The following is a 19268-nucleotide window of genomic DNA, read 5'->3' as shown; positions in this document are numbered from 1 at the left end:
TCATCATGAGTCAGCCTAAGAATAAGCTTGTCACGTTAGCCAAAAACGATGTTGAAATTATTGCACGGGAAACGCTTTATCGCGGGTTTTTTTCGCTCGATCTTTATCGTTTTCGCCACCGTTTATTCAATGGCGAAATGAGCGGTGAAGTGCGGCGTGAAATTTTTGAACGCGGACATGCGGCGGTGCTGCTACCCTATGACCCTGCGCGTGATGAAGTTGTGCTGATTGAGCAGATTCGAATCGCCGCTTACGACACGAGCGACACGCCGTGGCTGCTTGAGCTGATTGCCGGAATGATTGAAGAAGGCGAAAGCGTCGAGGACGTCGCGCGTCGGGAAGCGGTGGAAGAAGCAGGACTGGTGGTTGGGCGCACAAAACCGGTGCTCAGCTATCTGGCAAGCCCGGGAGGAACCACCGAGCGGTCATCCGTGCTCGTGGGCGAAGTGGATGCCACCGCCGCTGAAGGAATTCACGGCCTGGTGGATGAAAACGAAGATATTCGTGTTCATGTGGTGAGCCGGGAAAAGGCTTACCAGCTGGTAGAAGAGGGGATTATCGACAACGCTGCCTCAGTCATCGCTTTGCAATGGCTGCAGCTGCATTATGAAAAACTGAGAATTGAGTGGAACGATTAACTATGAAGCGCTATACGCCTGACTTTCCTGAAATGATGCGCCTGTGCGAAACCAATTTCGCCCAGCTGCGCCGCCTGCTGCCGCGCAACGATGCGCCAGGCGAAACCGTAACCTATCAGGTTAATAGCGCCCGCTATCGGCTGACCGTCCTTGAATCCACTCGCTACACTACGCTTGTTGAGATAGAGCAAACCGCGCCGAGCGTAAGCTACTGGAGCCTGCCGTCTATGTCCGTCAGGCTTTACCATGACGCGATGGTCGCGGAAGTGTGTTCAAGCCAGCAGATCTTCCGCTTTAAAGCACGTTATGATTATCCTAATAAAAAGTTGCATCAACGCGACGAAAAGCATCAAATTAACCAGTTTCTTGCTGATTGGCTGCGCTACTGTTTGGCGCATGGAGCGATGGCGGTTCCGGTTTGTTAGAGAGTGTGAAACCTAAGGACACCATTTGGAAAGCCTGTTAAATCTTCCTGTGGCCGGTGGGGGCCGTATCAGGATACTGCAAATTACCGATACCCACCTATTCTCTGGAAAGAATGAAACGCTGCTTGGCATCAACACCTGGGAAAGCTACCAGGCGGTGCTGGCGGCCATCCTCGCCGAGAACCGTCACTGCGATCTGATCGTCGCCACCGGGGATCTGGCCCAGGACCACAGCGCGCAGGCCTATCAGCACTTTGCTGAGGGGATCGCGCGAATTGCTGCGCCCTGCGTCTGGCTGCCGGGCAACCACGACTTTCAGCCGGCGATGTACAGCGCGTTGCACGAAGCGGGAATCTCGGCCTCAAAGCTGGTCTATATCGGCAACGGCTGGCAGGTGCTGCTGCTGGACAGCCAGGTCTTTGGCGTGCCGCATGGCGAACTGAGCGAATATCAGCTCGAATGGCTGGAACGTAAATTAGCCGCCGCTCCCGAGCGTCACACTCTCTTGCTGCTCCACCATCATCCTTTGCCCGCGGGCTGCAGCTGGCTCGATCAGCACAGCCTGCGTAACGCGCAGGAGCTCGATAACGTGCTGGTCAATTATCCTCAGGTGAAGGCCCTGCTGTGCGGGCATATTCACCAGGAGTTGGATCTCGACTGGAACGGCCGCCGTATGCTGGCGACGCCTTCCACCTGCGTGCAGTTTAAGCCGCATTGCGCCAACTTCACGTTAGATACTATCGAGCCCGGCTGGCGCTGGCTGGAGCTGCATCCGGACGGCGCCGTCACCACCGAGGTATGCCGTCTGAAGGGCGCAGTATTTAATCCTGATACCGCTTCAGAAGGATACTGATGTCAACGCTACTCTACCTGCACGGCTTTAACAGCTCCCCGCGTTCAGCCAAGGCGACAAGCCTGCAGGCGTGGCTTGCCGGGCACCATCCGCATATAGAAATGGTGGTGCCTCAGCTGCCGCCATATCCTGGCGAAGCCGCAGAGCTGCTGGAGTCGCTGGTGCTTGAGCACGGCGGCGAGCCGCTTGGCGTGGTGGGCTCTTCATTAGGCGGCTACTACGCCACCTGGCTGTCGCAATGCTTTATGCTGCCGGCGGTAGTCGTCAATCCCGCGGTGCGGCCTTTTGAATTGCTGGCGGATTATCTTGGCGCCAACGAGAACCCCTACACCGGCCAGCAATATGTGCTAGAGTCTCGCCATATTTACGATCTTAAAGTCATGCAGGTTGACCCGCTTGAAGCGCCGGATCTCATCTGGCTGCTGCAACAAACGGGTGATGAAGTGCTCGATTACCGCCAGGCGGTGGCTTATTACACCTCCTGTCGCCAGACGGTGGAATCCGGCGGCAATCATGCCTTTGTGGGCTTCGAAGATTATTTCACACAGCTTGTCGACTTCCTCGGTCTGCATTGAGGCCGGGTCGGCCGATTCTCTGTTTCGCTATCTGAACGAATAAACCATGACGCAATCCAGTTATAACGCCGATGCCATTGAGGTACTCACCGGGCTTGAGCCGGTTCGCCGCCGTCCGGGGATGTACACCGACACCACCCGCCCAAACCACCTGGGCCAGGAAGTCATTGATAACAGCGTGGATGAAGCGCTGGCAGGCCATGCTAAGCGTGTTGATGTTATTCTCCATGCCGACCAGTCATTAGAAGTTATCGATGACGGGCGCGGCATGCCGGTAGATATCCACCCGGAAGAAGGGGTGCCCGCGGTCGAGCTGATCCTCTGCCGCCTGCACGCGGGCGGTAAATTCTCCAATAAAAACTATCAGTTCTCCGGCGGTCTGCACGGGGTGGGCATTTCCGTTGTCAACGCCCTGTCCAGACGAGTGGAGGTTACCGTTCGCCGCGATGCGCAGGTCTACAGCATCGCCTTCGAAAACGGCGATAAGGTGCAGGACCTGCAGGTGGTCGGCACCTGCGGCAAACGCAACACCGGCACCAGCGTTCACTTCTGGCCGGACGAAACCTTCTTCGACAGCCCGCGCTTCTCCGTCTCACGCTTAAGCCACCTGCTGAAGGCCAAAGCGGTGCTTTGTCCGGGCGTTGAAATCACCTTTACCGATAAAGTGAATAATACGGAACAGCGCTGGTGCTACCAGGACGGCCTGAAAGACTATCTTAGCGAAGCGGTAAACGGGCTTGTCACGCTGCCGGAAGCGCCATTTATCGGCAACTTCGCCGGCGATACCGAAGAGGTTGACTGGGCGCTGCTCTGGCTGCCGGAAGGCGGCGAGCTGTTGACGGAAAGCTACGTCAACCTGATCCCGACCATGCAGGGCGGTACGCACGTCAACGGCCTGCGTCAGGGCCTGCTTGATGCAATGCGTGAATTCTGCGAATACCGCAACATTCTGCCGCGCGGGGTAAAACTCTCGGCGGACGATATCTGGGAGCGCTGCGCCTACGTGCTTTCAGTCAAAATGCAGGATCCGCAGTTTGCCGGCCAGACCAAAGAACGCCTCTCATCCCGCCAGTGCGCGGCTTTTGTCTCAGGCGTGGTGAAAGATGCCTTCAGCCTGTGGCTGAACCAGAATATTCAGGCGGCGGAACAGCTGGCGGAGCTGGCCATCTCCAGCGCCCAGCGCCGCATGCGCGCGGCCAAAAAAGTGGTGCGTAAGAAGCTCACCAGCGGCCCGGCGCTGCCTGGCAAACTGGCGGACTGCACCGCGCAGGATCTCAGCCGCACCGAGCTGTTCCTGGTGGAAGGGGATTCCGCAGGCGGTTCCGCAAAACAGGCGCGCGATCGCGAATATCAGGCGATCATGCCGCTTAAAGGTAAGATCCTCAACACCTGGGAAGTCTCTTCCGATGAAGTGCTGGCCTCGCAGGAAGTGCACGATATCTCCGTGGCCATCGGCATCGATCCGGACAGCGAAGATTTAAGCCAGCTGCGCTACGGCAAGATCTGTATCCTCGCGGATGCAGACTCCGATGGTTTGCATATCGCAACGCTGCTGTGCGCGCTATTCGTGCGCCATTTCCGCTCGCTGGTCAAAGGCGGACACGTGTATGTGGCGATGCCGCCTTTGTACCGCATCGATTTGGGAAAAGAGGTGTACTACGCGCTGGATGAAGAAGAGAAGGCCGGCGTGCTGGAGCAGCTCAAGCGTAAGAAGGGCAAGCCGAACGTACAGCGCTTTAAAGGCCTGGGCGAGATGAACCCGCTGCAGCTGCGCGAAACCACGCTTGACCCGAACACCCGCCGCCTGGTGCAGCTTACCATCAGCGATGAAGACAGCGATAAAACGCTGGCCATGATGGACATGCTGCTTGCCAAAAAACGTTCCGAAGACCGCCGTAACTGGCTGCAGGAAAAAGGCGATATGGCCGATCTCGACGTGTAACGAGACGCAGGATAAAAAAAGGAGCCGGTATTCATAGCGGCTCCCTTTTTTATTACTGAAAAGACGTCAGCGGATTACTTGATGCCGTCTTCCAGAATGTGGATATGAATGTCCAGCACGTCATCCTTCACCGCGGCGCTGTGGTTTTTCATATGCGGCGTAGCGAGGTGGGCTTCCAGGTGGGCAACGGTTTCCCATTTCTCCACCATAAAGATAGAGTCCGGTGCGGTAGTCTGGAACGCGACCTGTGCATTGTGATCCACCAGCGGCGTGTAGCCGTAGCAGCCATCTTCTTCGAGCACGGTCGGAATAATTTTCGCAAACGCATCCAGAACGGCCTGGCGGTGGTGCTGGCCGGGGCGGGTGCGAATTTCAGCTATCACTGTCAGCATGGCTAACTCCTTTTTGTAAGCAGACCAACAGTTAAGCAAAAATTTCGCCGAGATGCTTGCGATATTCTGCAACAAAGCGTGGAACGTCCGGCACCTTCATCACGTCGTTTGCGATAAAGGTCGGCAGGCCTTTCATGCCGAGAAACTCGTTGGCTTTATGGAACGGCAGATAAACACCGTCGACGCCGACGCCGTGGAAGAACTGTTCTTTATCTTCAAAGGCCTGCAGCGGTGCGTTCCAGGTCAGGGAAAGCATATAGGTTTTGCCCTGAATCAGGCCGCCGGAGCCGTATTTCTTCCCGGCGTCTGAACGGGTACGGCCGTCGCTGGCGTACAGCGAGCCGTGGCCTTCGGTGAACACGTCATCAATGTATTTTTTCATGGTCCACGGCGCGCCCATCCACCAGCCCGGCATCTGGTAAATGACGGTGTCGGCCCAGAGGTATTTTTCGACTTCAGCTTTTACGTCGTACTCGCTGTCGGTACGGGTAATCTGAACATCATGTCCGAGGTCGCGCAAAAAGCTTTCCGCGACTTCGGTCAGGGTGTCGTTTAGCTGGCCGTTGGAGTGGGCGAATTTTTTCGCGCCGTTGATAATCAGTATTTTGCTCATCGTTAGTCCTCGAATCATTGCGTTTGACGCGCAGTCTAACGTGATCGCCGTCACGGTAAAATGGTCAAAATGTGCAAAGACTTTTGCCAGATAAGCAATAATCTTTTCGTCACCAGCTTATACGCACCTGAAAGCCGCCGCTTTCAGAGTTAGAAAACCGCGCCTGCATGCCGTGTAAAGCAGCGATGCGCTGGACGATGGAAAGCCCAAGGCCGCTTCCTGTTTTTTCCTGGCCCGGCGGGCGGAAGAACCTTTTGCCTAAGGCGGGTAAAAATTCAGGGCTGATGCCCGGCCCGTTATCGGTAATGCAAATTTCCCGCGGCTGTAAAATAACGGCGACCGCGCTGCCCCGCGGGCTGTAGCGTACCGCATTATCCAGCACGTTACGCACCATCAAGCTCAGCAGCAGGGCCTGTCCCCGCACAGAAACCTGTTCGGCCTGTAGCTCAAGACGAATATCGACGCCTTCGCGCTGCGCCTGGTGCCAGGCGTCCATAACGGCGCTTTGCAGCAGGGCCGGCAGCGAAACGTCTTCAATATCGTCCAGGCCAGCCAGCGAGTCCAGGCGTGACAGGGTGAGCAGCTGATCCACCAGGCGGGTGGCCCGTTCGATGCCCGTCGTCAGATTATTCAAGGCGTGATCGCGCACGGGGGCGTCGTTACCCGCCAGCTGCGCCACTTCAGCCTGTACCTTTAGCGCCGCAAGGGGGCTGCGCAACTCATGGGCCGCATCCGAGGTAAAACGCCGCTCGCGCAGCATGAATTCGCCGGTGCGGGTAAAAAGCGTATTGAGAGAATCAACCAGCGGTTTGATTTCCAGCGGCAGCCGCCTTGTTTCCAGCCTGCCGGCGTCATCCGGCGAGCGCCGGCGCAGCTGGGCTGCCAGCTGATGCACGGGAGCCAGCGCGCGGCTGACCAGCCAGGCTAACAGCAGCAGCATCAGCGGCAGGGCAATCAGCCACGGTGCCAGCTGCGAGGCGACGATATCCAGCGCCATATCTTCCCGATACTCTTTTTCCTGGCCGACGACGATACGGTAGCGCCCGTCGGGAGTAGTAAGCCACAGCAGCCGCCAGGGATCGCCGTCGCCGTTGAGGTATCCATCCGTAAAGCCGTCGCGCCGGTAATCAAACCTCAGGTCCTTGCCGTTATCGCCGTCGTTCAGGCGCATCTGGCCGTCAACGGAGAAAATCGCGAAGGCAAGGGCGTCGTCATCCTGGTTTCCGCGATGATGCGGCACCAGTTTTTTTGTGCGCGGCAGCTTTGGATCGTCGCGGATGATACGTAAATCCAGGGCGCTAAGCCGCTTGGCGAACAGCATCTGCTGGGTATCAAACAGCTTATCGAGCGTTTTGGATGTCTGATACCAGGCGGCGGCGCTTGCGCCAACCCAGGCGATAACCGTCAGCAGAATAAAGCTGGCGATAAGCTTTGCCCGCAGGCTGCGCGTCAGCTTTTTAATCATTCTTCACCCAGCGTATAGCCGATACCGTGAATGGTGCGAATAAACCCGCAGCCCAGCTTACGGCGAAGGTGATGGATATGCACTTCCAGCGCGTTTCTGGAAACCTCATCGTCCCAGCTATAAATTTTCTCTTCGATAAGAGAACGCGGCAGCACCCGCCCGGCGTTACGCATCAGCAATTCCAGCAGCGCGAATTCTTTCGGCTTAAGCTGTAAGGGCTCGCCGTTTTTTGTGAGGGTTAATTTGATCGGGTCGAGCTCAACCCCCGCGTGCGAAAGGGTCGGCTGCGGCTGTCCGTGGGTTCGGCGAATTAAGACCTGCAGGCGCGCTGCGACTTCAATTAGCGCAAAAGGTTTGCACAGGTAGTCATCGGCACCCAGCTGTAACCCTTCGATACGCTGTTCCAGCGCGTCGCGTGCGGTGAGGACTAACACAGGTTGATTCTGGCCGTTGCGCCGCCAGCTTTTTAATATCTCAAGGCCGTCAATGCCCGGCAGGCTTAAATCAAGCACCACCGCATCGTAGGGCGCCTGTCCCAGCGCCGACTGGCCGAGTTTGCCGTCGCTAAACCAGTCAACGGTGAATCCCATTTTCATCAGCCCGGCCTTCAGGCCGTCGCCGATCAGTTTGTCATCTTCAATCACTAATACCCGCATGACGTCGTCCTTATCGTTCAAACAGGTGAAGTTAATAACGTTTGATTCGGCGTGTACAGGGGAAAAAAGCCATGATTCGGCAAAGGCCGCAATTCGGTCAAAAATACGTTATTGCCCGGCGAAATTAAGATCGGCTTAAGATCCTTGCGCTCTAATAGCCAGCGTAAACGCCATACCGATAAGGAAAATAAACAATGAAAAAAGTAGCCGCTATTCTGACCGTACTCGCTATTTCCGCCGCGCCCGCCGTTGCTGCGAACCAGGGCGGCTTTGTTGATCCTGCCGCGCCTGCCGCCACGCAGCAAGCGCCTGCTTCGGGCGGCTTTGTGGGCCCAACAGGCACGCTAACCACGGCAGAAAAAGCCAAAACCTTCTCTGACGATACCTGGGTTACGCTGCGCGGCAAGATTGAACAGCGCATCGGCGGCGATCACTACGTGTTCCGCGACGCCTCTGGCACGGTAAATGTGGACATCGACCACAAGCGCTGGAACGGGCAGACCGTCACCCCGCAGGACACCGTAGAGATTCAGGGCGAAGTGGATAAAGACTGGAATTCCGTTGAAATCGACGTTAAGCAAATCAACAAAGTGAAGTAAGCCTGCAACGAGCCGCCCGGGGCGGCTCGCTTTCGCTCGCCCGCCCGCGTTAAACCTCCGCGCAAAGCTATTCCTCCCTGTGACTCGGCAAGCCAGATAAGGTACTATCGGCGGCAATTACGCCGTTTGTGGCCACACTCGGCTCGTCAGTTTGAGGATGAATGATTAATGAGTGATCTAACTCATGACGGTGCAGAGCGTCTTTCGCTGCACGAATTCACGGAAAATGCTTATCTCAACTATTCCATGTACGTCATCATGGACCGCGCGCTGCCGTTTATCGGCGACGGCCTCAAGCCCGTACAGCGCCGCATCGTCTATGCCATGTCGGAGCTGGGGCTGAGCGCCAGCGCGAAATTCAAAAAATCCGCGCGTACCGTAGGCGACGTGCTGGGTAAATACCATCCGCACGGCGACAGCGCCTGCTATGAGGCGATGGTGCTGATGGCGCAGCCGTTCTCCTATCGCTATCCGCTGGTGGACGGGCAGGGGAACTGGGGCGCGCCGGACGATCCTAAATCCTTCGCCGCGATGCGTTATACCGAGTCTCGCCTGTCTAAGTACGCAGAATTGCTGCTCGGCGAGCTGGGCCAGGGCACCGTTGATTACACCCCGAACTTTGACGGCACGCTCACGGAGCCGAAAACGCTGCCCGCGCGCCTGCCGAACATTCTGCTGAACGGCACCACCGGTATTGCCGTCGGCATGGCGACGGATATTCCGCCGCACAACCTGCGGGAAGTGGCGGACGCCGCCATCAGGCTTATAGACCAGCCGAAAACGTCCCTCGACGAGCTGCTGGATATCGTGCAGGGCCCGGATTATCCGACCGAAGCCGAAATTATCACGCCGCGTAGTGAAATCCGTAAAATTTACCAGAACGGCCGCGGCTCGGTGCGCATGCGCGCCGTGTGGAAAAAAGAAGATGGCGACGTGGTCATCACCGCGCTGCCGCATCAGGTTTCCGGCGCGCGCGTGCTTGAGCAGATCGCCAGCCAGATGCGCGCCAAAAAGCTGCCGATGGTAGAAGACCTGCGCGACGAATCCGATCACGAAAACCCGACCCGCCTGGTCATTGTGCCGCGTTCAAACCGCGTGGACATGGAGCAGGTAATGAACCACCTGTTCGCCACCACCGATCTTGAGAAAAGCTACCGCGTTAACCTCAACATGATTGGCCTGGACAACCGTCCTTCGGTGAAAAACCTGCTGGAAATCCTTACCGAGTGGCTGGTTTATCGTCGCGAAACGGTGCGCCGTCGCCTGTCTTACCGTCTCGAAAAAGTGCTCAAACGCCTGCATATCCTTGAAGGTTTGCTGGTGGCGTTCCTCAATATTGATGAGGTGATTCATATCATCCGTAGTGAGGACGAGCCTAAGCCGGTGCTGATGGAGCGCTTCGCCCTGAGCGAAACGCAGGCTGAATCCATCCTTGAGCTGAAATTACGCCACCTCGCTAAACTCGAAGAGATGAAAATTCGCGCCGAGCAGAGCGAGCTGGAAAAAGAGCGCGATCGCCTGCAGGGCATTCTTGCCTCCGAGCGTAAAATGAACACGCTGCTGAAGAAAGAGCTGCAGGCCGATGCTGAAGCCTATGGCGACGATCGTCGCTCCCCGCTGCACGAACGCGGCGAGGCTAAGGCGATGAGCGAGCACGATATGACGCCATCCGAGCCGGTCACCATCGTGCTGTCGCAGATGGGCTGGGTGCGCAGCGCCAAAGGCCACGACATCGATGCGCAGGGGCTGAACTACAAAGCGGGGGACAGCTATCTGGCTTCCGCGAAGGGCAAAAGCAACCAGCCGGTGGCGTTTATCGATTCCACGGGCCGAAGCTATGCGCTCGATCCGATAACGCTGCCTTCGGCGCGCGGGCAGGGCGAGCCGCTGACGGGCAAACTTACGCCGCCGCCGGGCGCGACCGTAGAACATGTGTTGATGGCGCCGGAAGAGCAGAAGCTGCTGATGGCTTCCGATGCGGGCTATGGCTTCGTGTGCACCTTCAACGATCTGATCGCGCGCAACCGTGCCGGTAAGGCGCTGATTTCCCTGCCGGAGAACGCGCGCGTGCTGCCGCCGATGGAAATCACCAGCGAAGAAGATATGCTGATGGCCATCACCGCCGCCGGGCGTATGCTGATGTTCCCGGTAAGCGATCTGCCGCAGCTATCGAAAGGCAAAGGTAATAAAATCATCTCTATCCCATCCGCAGAGGCGGCGAAAGGGGAAGATAAGCTGGCGCACCTCTTTATTCTGCCTCCGCTTAGCACCGTGACGCTGCACGTGGGCAAACGCAAGATTAAACTGCGTCCGGAAGAGCTGCAGAAAATCACCGGCGAACGCGGACGTCGCGGGACGCTGATGCGCGGCCTGCAGCGAATCGATCGCGTAGAGGTGGATTCTCCGGCCCGTGCGGGCGCAGGTGCGGGCGCAGGCGACAGCGAAGAATAAACAATGTCGGGCGGCCTCGCGTCGCCCGAACGGTGTGTTTTGCGCTAAAGCAGGTCATACTTATTAGCGATTTAGGCTTTAGAGGTTGTTATGCTATCCATCGTTCGTTTTATTATTGTTGTGATTTACTGTCTTCTGGTCTGTATTTTAGGCTGCATATACTGCTTATTTAGCCCGCGTAATCCGCGTCACGTGGCAACCTTTGGCCATCTTTTCGGACGCCTTGCGCCCGTATTCGGCCTGAAGGTAGAAACCCGCCTGCCGGCGGGCGCTGAAAATCATCCGACGGCTATTTATATCGGCAACCACCAGAATAATTTCGATATGGTCACCGCGGCGAATATCGTGCAGCCGCCGACCGTTACCGTGGGCAAGAAAAGCTTGCTATGGATCCCTTTTTTCGGGCAGCTATACTGGCTAACCGGCAACATGTTGATTGACCGGGATAACCGCGCCAAAGCGCACAGCACCATCTCGCAGGTTGTGTCGCAAATGCAAAAACGCAATGTGTCCGTCTGGATGTTCCCGGAGGGCACTCGTAGCCGCGGGCGCGGATTGCTGCCGTTTAAAACCGGCGCCTTCCATGCGGCTATTGCCGCCGGCGTGCCGATTATTCCGGTGTGCGTTTCTAATACCAGCAATAAAATTAAGCTCAACCGCTGGAATAATGGCCTGGTGATTGTCGAAATGCTGCCGCCGATTGATACCAGCCAGTACGGTAAAGATCAGGTGCGCAAGCTGGCAACGCACTGCCGCGAAATTATGATGGCGAAAATCGACGAGCTAAATAAAGAAGTGGCGGAACGCGAAGCGTCCGGCACGGTAGAGAAAAAACAGGCGAGCTGATCGCCTCATGCCGGGGTTCTTCCCCTCTGGCGGTACGGCTTGTACCGCCCTCACGTTTTAAGTTTTACATGGAGCAAATATGTCACTCAGTCGGCGTCAGTTTATTCAGGCATCGGGAATTGCACTCTGTGCAGGTGCGGTGCCACTGAGGGCTAATGCGGCAGGGCAGCAGCTACCGTTACCCGTTCCCCCTTTGCTTGAATCCCGCCGCGGCCAGCCTCTTTTCCTGACGCTGCAGCGGGCGCACTGGTCGTTCACCGGCGGCGCCAAGGCGCAGGTCTGGGGGTTAAACGGGCGCTACCTCGGGCCGACCATCCGCGTCTGGAACGGCGACGATGTAAAGATGATTTACAGCAATCGCCTGCAGGAGAATATCGGCATGACTATCGCCGGTCTGCAGGTGCCGGGGCCGCTGATGGGCGGCGCGCCGCGTATGATGTCGCCAAACGTTGACTGGGCGCCCGTGCTGCCCATTCGCCAGCAGGCCGCCACGCTCTGGTATCGCGCCAACACGCCGAACCGTTGTGCCCAGCAGGTGTATAACGGCCTCGCGGGCATGTGGCTGATTGAGGATGAGGTCAGCAAATCGCTGCCTGTTCCTAACCACTACGGCGTCGATGATTTCCCGATAATTATTCAGGACAAGCGCCTTGATAACTTCGGGACGCCGGAATACGTTGAGCCGGGCAGCGGCGGTTTCGTTGGCGACACGCTGCTGGTTAACGGCGTGCAGGGGCCCTATGTCGAGGTTTCCCGCGGCTGGGTAAGGCTTCGCTTGCTTAACGCCTCCAACGCGCGTCGCTACCTGCTGCAGATGAGTGACAGCCGGCCGATGCACGTTATTTCCAGCGATCAGGGCTTTTTACCTGCACCGGTCTCGGTCAAGCAGCTCTCTTTAGCTCCCGGCGAGCGCCGCGAAATTCTGGTCGATATGACCGAAGGGAAAGAGGTTTCCATTACCTGCGGCGAAGCGGCGGGAATCATGGATCGCATTCGCGGCTTCTTTGAGCCGTCTAGCATTCTTATTTCTACCCTGGTGCTAACGCTGCGCCCAACCGGCCTGCTGCCGCTGGTGACGGATAGCCTGCCGATGCGCCTGCTGCCGGATGAAATCATTAACGGCACTCCGGCGCGCAGCCGCGAGATTACGCTTGGCGACGAGCCGGGTATTAACGGCCAGCTGTGGGATATTAAGCGTATCGACATCCAGACGCAGCAGGGCACCTGGGAGCGCTGGACCGTGCGTTCGGATATGCCGCAGTCCTTCCATATTGAAGGCGTGAGCTTCCTGATTAAGAACGTGAACGGCGCGGTGCCCTTTGGCGAAGACCGCGGCTGGAAGGACACCGTCTGGGTCGACGGCCAGGTCGAGCTGCTGGTTTATTTCGGCCAGCCTTCCTGGGAGCACTTCCCGTTCCTCTACTCCAGCCAGACGCTGGAAATGGCCGACAGGGGCTCGATTGGCCAGCTGCTGGTCAACCCCGCGCCTTAAAGATCCGCCGCTTGCCCTTACCTCATCGTGAGGGCAAATATAACGCTGCATTAACCCTTCATTTATCACTGATAACCAGCGTATAATCGCCGGCTTTGATTACTTTTACATCATTTTTTCGGAAAGCTATATGAGCTCTGTAAGCTTGATCCAGCCCGATCGCGAACTCTTTTCGTGGCCTCAATACTGGGCGGCCCTGTTACGGCCCGGCGCCGTTTTTACCCATGTCACGCAAGGAAATGGACGATTTAGGCTGGGACAGCTGCGACATTATTCTGGTCACCGGCGATGCGTATGTCGACCACCCAAGCTTTGGCATGGCGATTTGCGGACGCATGCTGGAAGCTCAGGGCTTCCGCGTGGGGATCGTCTCCCAGCCGGACTGGAACAGCAAAGAAGACTTTATGCGTCTGGGTAAGCCAAACCTGTTCTTCGGCGTGACCGCGGGCAACATGGACTCGATGATCAACCGCTACACCGCCGACCGCAAGCTGCGTCACGACGACGCTTACACCCCGGATAACGTGGCGGGCAAACGTCCTGACCGCGCGTCCCTCGTCTATACCCAGCGCTGTAAAGAAGCCTGGCGCGATGTGCCGGTGATCCTTGGCGGCATCGAAGCGAGCCTCAGGCGCACCGCGCACTACGATTACTGGTCCGATACCGTACGCCGTTCCATTCTGGTGGATGCCAAAGCCGACATGCTGATCTTCGGCAACGGCGAGCGTCCGCTGGTGGAGGTGGCCCATCGCCTGGCAATGGGCGAGAAGATCGATGAGATCGTCGACGTTCGTAACACGGCGATGATGCGTAAAGAAGCTATGCCGGGCTGGTCGGGCGTGGACTCCACGCGTCTGGATACGCCAAGGCGCATCGATCCTATTCCCCATCCCTATGGCGAAGATTTGCCGTGCGCCGATGCCGGCAAGCCTGCGGCGGAAGTAAAAGAAGAGTCGAAAGCCGTTGTGGTTCAGCCGCCGCGCCCTAAGCCGTGGGAAAAAACCTACGTACTGCTGCCGTCGTTTGAAAAAGTAAAAAATGACAAGGTGCTCTACGCGCACGCTTCGCGTATTTTGCACCATGAAACCAACCCCGGCTGCGCGCGCGCGCTGATGCAAAAGCATGGCGACCGCTATATCTGGATCAACCCGCCGGCCATCCCGCTTTCTACCGAAGAGATGGACAGCGTGTTTGCGCTTCCCTATAAGCGCGTGCCGCACCCGTCTTACGGCAAAGCGCGCATTCCCGCCTATGAGATGATCCGCTTCTCGGTCAATATCATGCGCGGCTGCTTCGGCGGCTGTTCGTTCTGTTCGATAACCGAGCACGAAGGGCGCATCATTCAGAGCCGTTCGGAAGACTCGATCATCAGTGAAATTGAGGCGATCCGCGACACCGTACCGGGCTTTACCGGCGTGGTTTCCGATCTCGGCGGCCCGACGGCGAACATGTATATGCTGCGCTGTAAGTCGCCGCGCGCTGAACAAACCTGCCGCCGTCTGTCCTGCGTTTATCCGGACATTTGCCCGCATATGGACACCAACCACCAGCCGACCATTAACCTCTACCGTCGCGCCCGCGATCTGAAAGGCATTAAGAAGATCCTCGTGGCATCCGGCGTGCGTTATGACCTGGCGGTAGAAGATCCGCGCTATATCAAAGAGCTGGCGACGCATCACGTTGGCGGCTATCTCAAGATTGCGCCGGAACACACTGAAGAAGGCCCGCTGTCCAAAATGATGAAGCCGGGGATGGGCAGCTATCACCGCTTTAAAGAGCTGTTCGATACCTATTCGAAGCAGGCCGGGAAAGAGCAGTATCTGATTCCCTACTTTATTTCCGCCCACCCCGGCACGCGCGATGAAGACATGGTGAACCTGGCGCTGTGGCTGAAGAAGAACCGGTTCCGCCTGGATCAGGTGCAGAACTTCTATCCGTCGCCGCTCGCGAACTCTACCACCATGTATTACACCGGTAAGAACCCGCTGGGCAAGATAAGCTACAAGAGTGAAGATATCGTGGTACCGAAGGGCGATCGCCAGCGTCGACTGCATAAAGCGCTGCTGCGCTACCATGACCCGGCGAACTGGCCGATGATTCGCGAAGCGCTGGAAGCTATGGGGAAAAAGCACCTGATCGGCGGCCGACGCGAGTGCCTGGTTCCGGCTCCGACCCTTGAAGAAATGCGCGAGGCGCGCCGCCATAACCGTGGCAGCAAAGTGGCGCTGACGCGCCATACGCCGATGACCCATCAGCGCCGTCCTGCGGCCGCAGGGATGAAAGCGGCTCCTAAGGCCGGTGTAAAACCAGCGGCGAAGAAGAGGCCTGCGTAAGCGTTGCTCTTACCCTCTCCCGCACGGGAGAGGGTAGCTGTTTTTTAATCGCCGAACACATCCGGGTCCGGCCCCAGACGCCTGTTGCTATCCAGCTTCGCAATCTCGCCCAGCTCGTCTTTATCCAGACGGAAATCAAAGACGTTAAAGTTTTCGACGATGCGCGACGGCGTGACCGATTTCGGAATCACCACCAGGCCGCTGTCCAGATGCCAGCGGATAACGATCTGCGCCGGCGTTTTGCCGTATTTATCCGCCAGATCACGGATGATTTTCTGGTCGAAAACGCCTTCGCCGCCCTGCGCTAACGGGCTCCATGATTCGGTCTGAATCTTATGCGTGGCGTTCCATGAGTGAAGCTGACGCTGCTGCAGCAGCGGATGCAGCTCAATCTGGTTGATAACCGGCGTCACGCCCGTTTCATCAATCAGCCTTTGTAAATGGTTGACCTGGAAATTACAGACGCCGATGCTTTTCGCAAGGCCCTGCTTTTGCAGCTCAATCATCCCTTTCCAGGCTTCAACATAGTGGTCTTTGCCCGGCACGGGCCAGTGCATCAGATAGAGATCGACATGATCGAGCTGCAGTTTTTTCAGGCTTTCTTCCAGCGCCTGATGCGGCCGCTGCTGATCTTCATTCCAGAGTTTAGTGGTGATAAATAATTCTTCGCGCGGCAGGCCTGCATTTTTCAGGGCGTTGCCCACGCCGTCCTCGTTTTTGTACGCCGCGGCAGTATCAATGGAGCGATAGCCAACTTCCAGAGCCTTATCGATGGCGAGCAGTACCTGATCGTTACTGGCTTGCCACACGCCGAGGCCCAGCTGAGGCATCACGTTTCCGTCCTGGAGCTTGATTACTGTTGGATTTGCCATGCGTTCCTCCTTAATGAGCGATTCACCGGGGCCGGGCCCCGGTGTAAGAATTGCATTTAAGTCTGGACCAAATACCCGAAAACGGAAGCCAGGTGGCTAAATTACTTAGCGCGCCGCTTCGTAAATACGGCGGCTTACGTCAAGGGTAATATCCTGATGTTCGCCGAGCCGGGTCATGCCTTTCTCTTCAAGTTTGACCAGCAGCGCGGGAATAGTGCTGCCGTCCAGGCCGTAAGCTGACAGGCGGGTCGGGGCGCCCATTTGTTCGAAGAAATTACGCGTTGCCTCAATGGCGGCGTCAATACGTTCTTCTTCGCTACCGCTGGTGATATCCCACACGCGCTGCGCGTACTGCAGCAGCTTGGCGCGTTTCTCATTGCGCTTTTCATTGAGCAGGGAAGGCAGGACCACCGCCAGAGTCTGGGCGTGGTCCAGGCCGTGCATGGCGGTCAGCTCGTGGCCCAGCATGTGCGTTGCCCAGTCCTGAGGTACGCCTGCGCCAATCAGGCCATTCAACGCCATGGTCGCGGCCCACATTACGTTTGCGCGCACGTCGTAATTTTCCGGCTCTTTCAACGCCTTCGGGCCTTCTTCAACCAGCGTCAGCAGGATGCCTTCCGCAAAACGATCCTGTACTTTGGCGTTGACAGGCCAGGTGATGTACTGCTCAACGGTATGAACGAAAGCGTCCACCACGCCGTTTGCAACCTGACGCGCAGGCAGGGTGTAGGTATAAACCGGATCGAGCACGGCGAAGACCGGCTGAACGTGCTCGGACATAAACGCCTGTTTGTCGCCGGTTGCGCGCCGGGAAACCACCGCGCCTTTGTTTGATTCGGAGCCTGTTGCCGGCAGCGTCAGTACGGAACCCATAGGGATGGCGCTTTTAACGTCTTCGCCGCGGGTCAGCAGGATATTCCACGGATCGCTTTCCAGCGGATAGTTCGCCGCGGCGGCGATAAACTTGGTGCCGTCCAGAACGGAGCCGCCGCCGACCGCCAGCAGGAAACTTACGTTCTCTTTGCGCACGATATCGACCGCTTTCATCAGCGTTTCGTAGGTTGGGTTTGGCTCGATACCGCCGAACTCCAGCACGTCCAGGCCTTCCAGCGCGGCATAAACCTGATTCAGCACGCCGTTTTTCTTCACGCTGCCGCCGCCGTAGGTGACGAGCACGCGGGCGCCGGCAGGGATCTGGTCGCGCAGTTCAGCAATTGCGCCTTTACCAAACAGGATGCGGGTTGGGGTATGGAGATTAAAATTGTTCATTATCAGATTCCCGGTAGGTGGGTGAAAAAAGACATCGCCTGTCGCTTTTTGATGTGGCCCATTGTCGGCTCACGCACGCTATCCCTCAATGCATATTCCTGCCTTTGTCTTGCCCATTTCTCCACGCGGCTGGAGAAAAAATCCTGTTCGTCGCACACTGTCATAGCTAAAAAAGCCTTGTGGAGCGGATAAAAATGAACCGGAAAACGATCTGTCAGCAGCTGACGCAGAAAATTAATCATCTGATAGAAAATGAAAGCAGCGCGCTTCAGGCGCTGCCCGACGTGCGCCTGCTGTACGGCACTAAGCCTAATGCCAGAACGCCGGTGATGTACGAGCCGGGGATTGTGATTCTCTTTTCCGGCCACAAAACGGGCTATATCAACGATCGCGTGTTTCGCTACGACGCAAACGAATATCTGCTGCTTACGGTACCTTTACCCTTCGAATGTGAAACTTTTGCGACTCCTGAGGTGCCGCTGGCGGGAATGCGCATTAAAGTCGATATTCTGCAGCTGCAGGACCTGCTGATGGATATCGGTGAGGACGATCTTTTCCATCCGCAGGCCTGCTCTACGGGGATTAACTCAGCCGAGCTTTCCGATGAAATTCTGTGCGCGGTGGAACGCCTGTTAGATGTGCTGGAGCACCCGCTGGACGCGCGTATCCTCGGCAAGCAGATCGTGCGCGAAATTCTCTACCATATTCTCACCGGGCCGCGAGGCGGCGCGCTGCTGGCGCTGGTCAGCCGTCAGACCCATTTCAGCCTGATAAGCCGCGTGCTCAGGCGCATCGAGACGCAGTACACCGAGAACCTCTCCGTTGACCAGCTCGCCGCGGAGGGCCAACATGAGCGTCTCGGCGTTTCACCATAACTTCAAGTCCGTCACCAGCACCTCGCCGCTGCAATACCTGAAAAGCTACCGGCTGCATAAGGCGAGGATGCTGATTTTACACGATGGATTAAAAGCCAGTACCGCCGCGGTGCGGGTGGGATATGAGAGCGCTTCGCAGTTTAGCCGCGAGTTTAAGCGTTATTTCGGCGTGACGCCGGGTGAGGATGTGGCGCGCATGCGCACCATGTAAAAACCCCGGCGCGGCTGGCCGGGGATTTAGCTACGCGAGCCTAACTTTTTTTTTGAGCACCACGAACACCGTGCCGACCAGACCGGCAACCAGCAGGGCGATGGGCAGGATCATCAGGAAAGTCATCACCTGATCCTCATGACGCTTCACAAAAGGAATCATGCTCAGCGCATAGCCAAAGCTTGTCACCACGCCAACCCACAGCAGGGCGCTCAGCCAGTTAAAGAACTGGAAACGGCGGTTGCTGAGGCCGGAAATGCCCGCCATGGTCGGCAGCAGGGTACGAACAAACGCCAGAAAACGTCCGGCGAGCAGGGCCAGCAGCCCGTGCCTGTCGAACATATGCGTGGCTCGCTGGTGATACTGGGCGGGCAGCTGGCTCAGCCAGCCTTTTACCGTTTTGGTGTTGCCCAGCCAGCGGCCCTGTAAATAGCTCAGCCAGCAGCCGAGGCTTGCGGCGGTAGTTAAAATCACCATTGTCGGAACGAAATCCATTACCCCTTTCGCCACCAGCGCGCCCGCCAGCAGCAGCAGGCTGTCGCCCGGCAGAAACGAGGCCGGCAGCAGCCCATTTTCTAAAAACAGCGTTGCAAACATGACGCAATAGACAACACCAATAACATGCGGGTTTGCCAGGGCGGCAAAGTCATGTTGCCAAAGCGCCTGGACGATATTTTGTATGACAGCCATGGAAAATCCTGTGGAACCGCTTAGGTGGTACGCCTGAAACAGGGCGAACCTTATTTTAGATACAGTGTAAC

The 19268-nt window shown here is 57.2% G+C and carries 16 protein-coding genes and 2 pseudogenes; 11 read left to right on the top strand and 7 right to left on the bottom strand.

Annotation, left to right across the window (positions count from 1 at the left end; translation table 11 throughout):
• Positions 1-5 precede the first annotated feature (5 nt).
• From nudF to parE, 5 genes are read left to right on the top strand one after another with little or no spacing between them, the layout of a single operon-like run.
• A complete protein-coding gene (gene nudF, locus WLO32_RS17365) occupies positions 6-638 on the top strand; it encodes an ADP-ribose diphosphatase (RefSeq protein WP_435946256.1) in 633 nt (210 codons plus the stop codon).
• 2 nt (positions 639-640) lie between these two features.
• Positions 641-1063: a DUF1249 family protein gene (locus WLO32_RS17360; protein WP_121267635.1), complete on the top strand. Its 423-nt coding sequence runs from the start codon at positions 641-643 to the stop codon at positions 1061-1063.
• A gap of 25 nt (positions 1064-1088) precedes the next feature.
• Positions 1089-1916, top strand: a complete 828-nt coding sequence (gene cpdA, locus WLO32_RS17355; RefSeq protein ID WP_435946255.1) for a 3',5'-cyclic-AMP phosphodiesterase — start codon at positions 1089-1091, stop codon at positions 1914-1916.
• A complete protein-coding gene (gene yqiA, locus WLO32_RS17350) occupies positions 1916-2491 on the top strand; it encodes an esterase YqiA (RefSeq protein ID WP_435946254.1) in 576 nt (191 codons plus the stop codon). Before cpdA ends, yqiA begins: the two co-directional genes overlap by 1 nt.
• Before the next feature lie 46 nt (positions 2492-2537).
• Complete coding sequence (gene parE, locus WLO32_RS17345; RefSeq protein ID WP_435946253.1) at positions 2538-4433, top strand: DNA topoisomerase IV subunit B; 1896 nt, start codon at positions 2538-2540, stop codon at positions 4431-4433.
• 74 nt (positions 4434-4507) lie between these two features.
• Here the strand turns inward: parE and WLO32_RS17340 are convergent, their stop codons facing one another.
• From WLO32_RS17340 to qseB, 4 genes are all read right to left on the bottom strand, one after another.
• The gene (locus WLO32_RS17340) at positions 4508-4825 is read right to left on the bottom strand and encodes a putative quinol monooxygenase (RefSeq protein WP_435946252.1); all 318 of its coding nucleotides are present in this window, start codon (positions 4823-4825) and stop codon (positions 4508-4510) included.
• A 31-nt stretch (positions 4826-4856) separates the two neighbouring features.
• Positions 4857-5438, bottom strand: a complete 582-nt coding sequence (locus WLO32_RS17335) for an NAD(P)H-dependent oxidoreductase (RefSeq protein ID WP_435946251.1) — start codon at positions 5436-5438, stop codon at positions 4857-4859.
• A 109-nt stretch (positions 5439-5547) separates the two neighbouring features.
• Positions 5548-6903, bottom strand: coding sequence for a quorum sensing histidine kinase QseC (qseC, locus tag WLO32_RS17330; protein ID WP_435946250.1), 1356 nt, complete (start codon positions 6901-6903; stop codon positions 5548-5550).
• Entirely contained in the window at positions 6900-7559 is a 660-nt protein-coding gene (qseB, locus tag WLO32_RS17325; RefSeq protein WP_435946249.1) for a quorum sensing response regulator transcription factor QseB, read from the bottom strand. Before qseB ends, qseC begins: the two co-directional genes overlap by 4 nt.
• A 194-nt stretch (positions 7560-7753) precedes the next feature.
• Here qseB and WLO32_RS17320 point away from each other — a divergent pair, with 194 nt between their 5' ends.
• The 5 genes and pseudogenes from WLO32_RS17320 (at position 7754) to WLO32_RS17300 (ending at position 15280) form a co-directional block, all read left to right on the top strand.
• On the top strand, positions 7754-8158 hold the full coding sequence (locus WLO32_RS17320) for a YgiW/YdeI family stress tolerance OB fold protein (protein ID WP_435946248.1): 405 nt from the start codon (positions 7754-7756) through the stop codon (positions 8156-8158).
• Between the two features lie 168 nt (positions 8159-8326).
• A complete protein-coding gene (gene parC, locus WLO32_RS17315; RefSeq protein WP_435946247.1) occupies positions 8327-10609 on the top strand; it encodes a DNA topoisomerase IV subunit A in 2283 nt (760 codons plus the stop codon).
• 90 nt (positions 10610-10699) lie between these two features.
• The gene (locus WLO32_RS17310; protein ID WP_435946246.1) at positions 10700-11455 is read left to right on the top strand and encodes a 1-acylglycerol-3-phosphate O-acyltransferase; all 756 of its coding nucleotides are present in this window, start codon (positions 10700-10702) and stop codon (positions 11453-11455) included.
• A gap of 79 nt (positions 11456-11534) precedes the next feature.
• A complete protein-coding gene (gene ftsP, locus WLO32_RS17305) occupies positions 11535-12947 on the top strand; it encodes a cell division protein FtsP (protein ID WP_435946244.1) in 1413 nt (470 codons plus the stop codon).
• Between the two features lie 130 nt (positions 12948-13077).
• Positions 13078-15280, top strand: a pseudogene (locus WLO32_RS17300) (YgiQ family radical SAM protein).
• A gap of 44 nt (positions 15281-15324) precedes the next feature.
• Here WLO32_RS17300 and dkgA read toward each other — a convergent pair.
• Together dkgA and yqhD are read right to left on the bottom strand one after the other, a co-directional pair.
• Positions 15325-16152 (bottom strand): 2,5-didehydrogluconate reductase DkgA, encoded by an 828-nt coding sequence (gene dkgA, locus WLO32_RS17295; RefSeq protein ID WP_435946243.1) that lies wholly within the window; start codon positions 16150-16152, stop codon positions 15325-15327.
• A 105-nt stretch (positions 16153-16257) separates the two neighbouring features.
• Positions 16258-17421, bottom strand: a complete 1164-nt coding sequence (gene yqhD, locus WLO32_RS17290) for an alcohol dehydrogenase (protein WP_435946242.1) — start codon at positions 17419-17421, stop codon at positions 16258-16260.
• A 194-nt stretch (positions 17422-17615) separates the two neighbouring features.
• Between yqhD and WLO32_RS17285 the strand changes: the two are divergent.
• Positions 17616-18507, top strand: a pseudogene (locus WLO32_RS17285) (AraC family transcriptional regulator).
• Between the two features lie 30 nt (positions 18508-18537).
• Here WLO32_RS17285 and yghB read toward each other — a convergent pair.
• Positions 18538-19197 carry a DedA family general envelope maintenance protein YghB gene (yghB, locus tag WLO32_RS17280; protein ID WP_435946241.1) on the bottom strand — a complete coding sequence of 220 codons (660 nt, stop codon included), beginning with the start codon at positions 19195-19197 and terminating at the stop codon, positions 18538-18540.
• Positions 19198-19268: the final 71 nt, after the last annotated feature.

The organism is Dryocola mayonis (assembly GCF_051307045.1).
In the GTDB taxonomy this organism is placed as follows: Bacteria; Pseudomonadota; Gammaproteobacteria; order Enterobacterales; family Enterobacteriaceae; genus Dryocola.
The sequence above is the reverse complement of the archived record's forward strand: the minus strand, read 5'-3'. Positions and strand labels throughout refer to the sequence as shown.

Coding starts and splice junctions, on each gene's coding strand:
- nudF (WP_435946256.1), top strand. CDS start 6: ATGAGTCAGCCTAAGAATAAGCTTGTCACGTTAGCCAAAAACGATGTT.
- WLO32_RS17360 (WP_121267635.1), top strand. CDS start 641: ATGAAGCGCTATACGCCTGACTTTCCTGAAATGATGCGCCTGTGCGAA.
- yqiA (WP_435946254.1), top strand. CDS start 1,916: ATGTCAACGCTACTCTACCTGCACGGCTTTAACAGCTCCCCGCGTTCA.
- parE (WP_435946253.1), top strand. CDS start 2,538: ATGACGCAATCCAGTTATAACGCCGATGCCATTGAGGTACTCACCGGG.
- WLO32_RS17340 (WP_435946252.1), bottom strand. CDS start 4,825: ATGCTGACAGTGATAGCTGAAATTCGCACCCGCCCCGGCCAGCACCAC.
- WLO32_RS17335 (WP_435946251.1), bottom strand. CDS start 5,438: ATGAGCAAAATACTGATTATCAACGGCGCGAAAAAATTCGCCCACTCC.
- qseC (WP_435946250.1), bottom strand. CDS start 6,903: ATGATTAAAAAGCTGACGCGCAGCCTGCGGGCAAAGCTTATCGCCAGC.
- qseB (WP_435946249.1), bottom strand. CDS start 7,559: ATGCGGGTATTAGTGATTGAAGATGACAAACTGATCGGCGACGGCCTG.
- WLO32_RS17320 (WP_435946248.1), top strand. CDS start 7,754: ATGAAAAAAGTAGCCGCTATTCTGACCGTACTCGCTATTTCCGCCGCG.
- parC (WP_435946247.1), top strand. CDS start 8,327: ATGAGTGATCTAACTCATGACGGTGCAGAGCGTCTTTCGCTGCACGAA.
- WLO32_RS17310 (WP_435946246.1), top strand. CDS start 10,700: ATGCTATCCATCGTTCGTTTTATTATTGTTGTGATTTACTGTCTTCTG.
- ftsP (WP_435946244.1), top strand. CDS start 11,535: ATGTCACTCAGTCGGCGTCAGTTTATTCAGGCATCGGGAATTGCACTC.
- dkgA (WP_435946243.1), bottom strand. CDS start 16,152: ATGGCAAATCCAACAGTAATCAAGCTCCAGGACGGAAACGTGATGCCT.
- yqhD (WP_435946242.1), bottom strand. CDS start 17,421: ATGAACAATTTTAATCTCCATACCCCAACCCGCATCCTGTTTGGTAAA.
- yghB (WP_435946241.1), bottom strand. CDS start 19,197: ATGGCTGTCATACAAAATATCGTCCAGGCGCTTTGGCAACATGACTTT.